This window comes from Streptomyces sp. NPDC025651, from assembly GCF_055558735.1.
The window spans coordinates 159,324-164,600 of record NZ_JBVHLZ010000017.1; the positions used below are offsets into that span (position 1 = coordinate 159,324).

General features: G+C 73.7%; 6 protein-coding genes. 1 reads left to right on the forward strand and 5 read right to left on the reverse strand.

The window, feature by feature from the left end:
* Positions 1-112 precede the first annotated feature (112 nt).
* The 5 genes from ACZ4D5_RS39955 to ACZ4D5_RS39975 form a co-directional block, all read right to left on the reverse strand.
* Positions 113-2,128 carry an AAA family ATPase gene (locus ACZ4D5_RS39955; RefSeq protein ID WP_467777398.1) on the reverse strand — a complete coding sequence of 672 codons (2,016 nt, stop codon included), beginning with the start codon at positions 2,126-2,128 and terminating at the stop codon, positions 113-115.
* Positions 2,125-2,766, reverse strand: coding sequence for a Pvc16 family protein (locus ACZ4D5_RS39960; protein ID WP_467777399.1), 642 nt, complete (start codon positions 2,764-2,766; stop codon positions 2,125-2,127). Before ACZ4D5_RS39960 ends, ACZ4D5_RS39955 begins: the two co-directional genes overlap by 4 nt.
* Positions 2,767-2,809: 43 nt before the next feature.
* A complete protein-coding gene (locus tag ACZ4D5_RS39965; protein ID WP_467777400.1) occupies positions 2,810-3,481 on the reverse strand; it encodes a response regulator transcription factor in 672 nt (223 codons plus the stop codon).
* Positions 3,482-3,707: 226 nt separating this feature from the next.
* Entirely contained in the window at positions 3,708-3,995 is a 288-nt protein-coding gene (locus ACZ4D5_RS39970) for a hypothetical protein (protein ID WP_467777401.1), read from the reverse strand.
* 48 nt (positions 3,996-4,043) lie between these two features.
* On the reverse strand, positions 4,044-4,784 hold the full coding sequence (locus ACZ4D5_RS39975; RefSeq protein WP_467777402.1) for a GAF and ANTAR domain-containing protein: 741 nt from the start codon (positions 4,782-4,784) through the stop codon (positions 4,044-4,046).
* Positions 4,785-5,062: 278 nt separating this feature from the next.
* On the opposite strand from ACZ4D5_RS39975, the gene ACZ4D5_RS39980 reads away from it, so the two are divergent.
* Positions 5,063-5,277: fructose-bisphosphatase class II (locus ACZ4D5_RS39980; RefSeq protein ID WP_467777403.1), on the forward strand; the 215-nt coding region annotated here is incomplete at its 3' end.

A 5,277-nucleotide genomic window follows, 5' to 3' on the forward strand; every position in this document is an offset into this window, starting at 1 on the left:
GTTGGGCTGTTTGTGTGGGTGGTGCTGTTTCTGGGTTGGGTGGTGGGGGGGGGTGGGGTGCGCCCTCGCCCGCGCCCCCACCCCCCTCCCCTTGGACGGGCCCTCCCGTGCGTCACTGCCAGGGCAGTGACGCACCCGGCACGAGCCGCCCCATCTTGCGGTACTCGCGCCGCGCCCCCGCCCGCACGTCCTCGCCCGACACCGGGCCGCCGTGCCCCGCCGCCAGATAGGCGGCGGTCACCGCGGCGGACCGGATGGCGCCGCCCGCGAGCTCGAACTCCTTGGCGCACACGGCGAGTTCGTGATCCAGCTCCGGGGCGCAGGGCGTCCCGGCCAGGCAGGTGCGCCACAGGGCGATCCGCTGCTCGACGTCGGGGAAGGGGAAGTCCACCACCAGGTCGAGGCGCCGCGTGAACGCGTCGTCGATGTTGGCCCGCAGGTTGGTGGTCAGCACGGCGATGCCGTCGAAGGCCTCCAGGCGCTGCAGCAGATACGCGCTCTCCAGGTTGGCGTACCGGTCGTGCGAGCTCTTGACCTCGGAGCGCTTGCCGAAGACCGCGTCGGCCTCGTCGAAGAGCAGCACCGCGTCGGTGCGGTCCGCCTCGACGAAGATCCGCTCCAGGTTCTTCTCCGTCTCGCCGATGTACTTGTCGACCACCGCCGACAGGTCCACCACGTAGAGATCCAGGCCGAGTTCACCGGCCACCACCTCGGCCGACAGCGTCTTGCCGGTGCCGGAGTCCCCGGCGAACAGCGCGATCACCCCGCGCCCGCGGCCGCCGCCGGTGCGCAGCCGCCACTCGCCGAGCACCTTGTCGCGGTGCCGGGCGCGCAGCGTCAACTCGTGGAGCAGGCCGAGCGGTTCGTCCGGCAGCACGAGGTCGCCGAAGCCCACCTCGGGCCGGATCCGCCGGGCGTGCTTGTCGAGCAGCGGCGCGGACTGCAGCCGGGCGCTGTGCTGCAGGTGCGCGGCGGTCGGCCCGGTGCCCTCGAAGGCCGCGAGCTCCGCGGCGCCCCGGGCGGCACGCCGTATCTGTGCCTCGCTGAGCCGGTAGGGCGCGACGGCCTCGTCGAGGTCGAAGCCTGGCTCGACGTCGGGCTCGAACCCGGGGGAGTGCAGGGCCAGTTGGGCGCGCCAGACCTGGGCCGCCTCGACCCCGTCGTACGGCGCGTCCAGCGCGAGCAGCCCCGCGTCCGGCGCCCATCCGGGGTCGTGGGGATCGCCTCCGAAGAACACCACGGGTACGTCGCCGGTCGCCAGGGAGCGCACCAGCGCGCCGGGTTCGGGCGGCAGCGGTCCCACGACGAGCGCGGCCCCCCGCAGCCGTGCCTCGCGCAGCAGTGCGGTGGCCACCGCCGTGGTGTCCGCCGCGGGGGCCGCGGGCCGGTGGCGCAGGACGGGCAGCCCGGCCGCCCGCAGCGCGTCCGTCACCGGGGCGTCGGCCGTGCCCTCCCTGCGCTCGCGCAGATGGACCAGGAGCGGCCGCCCGGCGGCGAGCGCGGCGAGGCGGACGGCGAGTGGATGCCGGGGCTCCACGGCTCCTGCGGGCAGCAACTCCACCTCCTGCCCGACCAGTTCGGGATCCAGCGCGTCGTCGCCGAGGAGCTGGGCCACCACCCGCTCCGGCACCCGCAGCGCCCGCCCCGGCAGCGGCCGGTCCTCGTCGTCGAGGGTGAGCAGGCCCTGGGCGCGCAGCGGCGCCGAGGGGTGGAAGCGGGCGCGGGCGAGCGGGTCGTGGGGCCCGGTGCCCGCGAGGTCCAGGGCGAGCGCGACCGTGGCCCGGCGCCGCCCGACGTCGTCGTTGAGGAAGCCGTACAGCGGCTCGAAGCGGCGGTCCACGTCGGGGGCGAGGGCGGCGAGCAGGATGTGCCGGTCGAGCGGGGCGAGACCGAAGCGGAGCGCCAACTCGTCCAGGGGATCGCCCTGTTCGGCGGGGGAGAGGTCCGCCACGGACCGCGGCGTCGGCGGGGGAGCCGTGGCCAGGTGGTGCGCCGTCTCCTGCGTCACGTACAGGCCCCGCAGCGGATCCGTCGCCGTGGGGTCGCCCGCGCCGCGGCGCGCGACCAGCTCCGCCACGCCTTCGCGCAGCGATCCGAGCCGCGCGGTGAGCGCCTCGGCGCCGCTCACCGCGGTCCCGCCCCGCCGTCGTCCCGCTTCGTGGTCCGCATCAGTCGCGGCCGCGCGTCGCCCGGCACGCCGTCGATGCCGCGTACGGTCACGACCCCCTCGGTGACCGGTGGCGCCACGTCGTACACCGGCGACACCGGGAACGGCGTCGTGATCACCACGTCGAGGGACGGCTTGAGTTCACCGCCGAGCGCCGACCAGATGTCCGCGAGGGAGCGCGACTCGGGCGGCGGCACCGCCACGGTCAGCGGCAGCGTGGCCCGCAGCGCGGCGAGCGCGTCCGGCAGGTCGTCCCGCGGCAGCAGCTCGTGCGCGAGCAGGGTGCCGAGGGCCGCGGAGAGCAGCCGGTGCTCGTCCTCGGGGCGGTTGGTCCAGGCGGTGACGAGGTACGAGAGCCGGAACCAGCGCGGCGGCTGCCGTCTGCGCAGCACCACGCCGTCCGGGCCCCGCTCCGCGTACGCGCCGCGCTCGCGCCGGGCCACGTCCTCGCGGATGTCGTACAGGTACGAGTTGAGCGTGGGCGCGTTGCGGCGCGCCGCCCAGTCGCGGGTCGGCGCCTCGAAGACGACCTCGCCGGCCTCCTCGGGCAGCGCACCGCGCAGCAGCGCGCGCAGCGCCTCGTCGACTTCGTGGATCACGGCCGTACTCCCCTCGTACGCACGGGGAGTGGGGTCGGTCGCATCAGATGTATCCCTCCCGCAGCGCATACGCGACGGCATGCGCGCGGTTCTGCAGCTGCAGGCGCGTCATCAGCGCGTGCAGGACGTTCTTGACGGTGCGTTCGGAGTAGGCGAGCTTCTCGGAGATCTGCTTGGTGTCCAGGCCCTCCGCGATCAGCCGCACCACGTCCACCTCGCGCGGCGCCATGCCGAGCGTGGGCACGTGCGCTCCCGCGGTGGACGGCGAGCCGTCGAGCGCGGACAGGCGCAGCCGCCCCAGCTGGGTCATGAGCCGGTTGATGAGGTCGGGTGGCAGCTCCCCCTCGCCGCGCGCCGCGCTGTGCACCGCGCGCAGCAGCTTCTGCGGGGTCGCCTGGTGCCGCCAGAGGATGGCCCGCACGCCGTACTCGACGACGGCGAGCAGCTCCGGCTCGCGCAGTTCACTCGCGATCAGGACGACGCGTTGCTCGGTGGAGCGGGCCAGGCGGCGCAGTTCGGTGCCCGCCGGGTCGTCGAGCCGGTCCACGAGCATGACGGCGACCCGCTCGGGTGCCGCCCGCTGTGTCGTCTCCGACGGGTCCTCGGTGCGGTCCACCAGCTCGACGGTGGGCTGATGCCGGAGGTGACTGATGACTCCGGCTCTGCTGAGGGGATCGGTGGCGTGCACGGCCACCGAGATGCGTGTATCCGACACTGAGCATTCCCTGTCTTCCCCCGAATAGCGACCGGCACAGGGTGATCGGAGCCAATCAACAAACGATTGCCGACGGATCAACGCGGGTGTTTACCGACGTGGGGCTCAGGCGGACGCGGCGCCCGGTGTATACGGCAGGTGCGGCAGGCCGTAGTCGAAGGCCCCGCTTGCCGGCGAGGAACATCGTCGCCGCAGGAGCGCCTTCTGGGAAGAGGCGGGGCCGGGATCAGACGACGACCGGGTGGAACTCGTCGACGAGCCCGTCGGCCGGCACGTACGGGCGGGCGACCGCCGTCCATTCGGGGGACGACGGCCGCCCGGCGCGAGAGACGAGGGGCTCCCCTCCGTCGGCCTCTCGCGCGGCGTCCTCCGGGGGGCGCGGGAGTTCCCTCCGGGAGGACGGGGCCGGAGCCGTGTCGTCGGCGCTGCGGCTCCGGCCGGGCATGGGCATCCGGTCGCCGCCTGGGGCCGGGGAATGGCGGAACGGGATGCCGGTGCGGTCACGGAGCTTCATCCCAACTCCGTTTACGAGGCTATCTGTTCGATGCTCTTGATCGGAACCTCATAGCTCGGGCATTCGTAGGTCGGGAGGATCGTGCGGCGGCTGCCCGGTGAGCCGGGTGATCAGTTCGACGCACAGGTCGCGGAGTTTGAGGTTCCGGCTCTGCGACGCGGCGCGCAGGATCGCGAACGCCTCGGCGCTGGGGCAGCGCTGCTGGGCCATGATGATGCCGATCGCCTGGTCGATGACGCCGCGCGAGCGCACGGCCTGCCGGACGTCGGCGGTGAACTGCCGGGAGCGGGCCATGCGCCGGGCCAGTTCGATGGCGCCGGTGGCCTGGGCGGCCAGGGTGCGCAGGGAGAGCAGGTCGCTGTCGTCGAAGCCGTGCGGCACGGGCGAGTACAGGTTGAAGGCGCCCGCGGTGTCGCTGTGCGGGGCGATCGGCAGGGACAGCGACGAGCGGGTGCCCGCGGCCACGGCGTGCGCGGGGTAGGCGCCCCAGCGCTGCTCCTCCATCAGGTCGCTGACGTGGACCTCGTCGCCCGTGCGCAGGGCCTGCAGACAGGGGCCGTCGTCCAGGCCGTACTGCTTCTCGTCCAGGGCGGGGGCGCTGGTGCCCGCGCTGGTCACGGTCAGGAAGCGCCCGGTGCGCTGCAGGGTGATGCCGCAGCCGTCGGCCTTGGGCGCGTGGCTCATCGCCTGCTCGGCGAGGCCGCACAGGAATTCGTTGAGGGTTTCGGTGTCCAGCAGCAGGGCCACGACGCCGGTGACGTCGGGGGAGCCGCCGTTGGGGAAGTTCATCGGAGCTCCGGTGGTCAATTCGTGCGGCGGACCCGGGAAACGAACGGGTCCTCTCCCGGTTGCCCCTGACGCGCGGGCCTACACACGGGCGCTCCGGTTCACCGGGTCCGTCCGGAACCCGGACGGACCCGGCTGACCTGCCCTTCCGCCATCTGGCCCGCGATTGTGGCAAGTTGCCAAAGGCGTAGGCCGCGGCGGCTCCCGAGGCCGTGGGAGCGGTGGGGCGGAGGTAGCGTCCAGGTCGTCCTAGTGTTCGGGCACGTCCAGAAGGAATCCTGATGCCTCTCACCGCACCCGCACTGCCGTCGTTCCCCTTCGAGGTGTCACCCGAGGCCCCTGACCGCAATCTGGCCCTGGAGTTGGTCCGGGTCACCGAGGCCGCGGCGATGGCCGCGGGTCGTTGGGTGGGCCGGGGTGACAAGAACGGCGCGGACGGCGCCGCGGTCCGGGCCATGCGGACCCTGGTCCACACCGTCTCGATGAACGGCGTGGT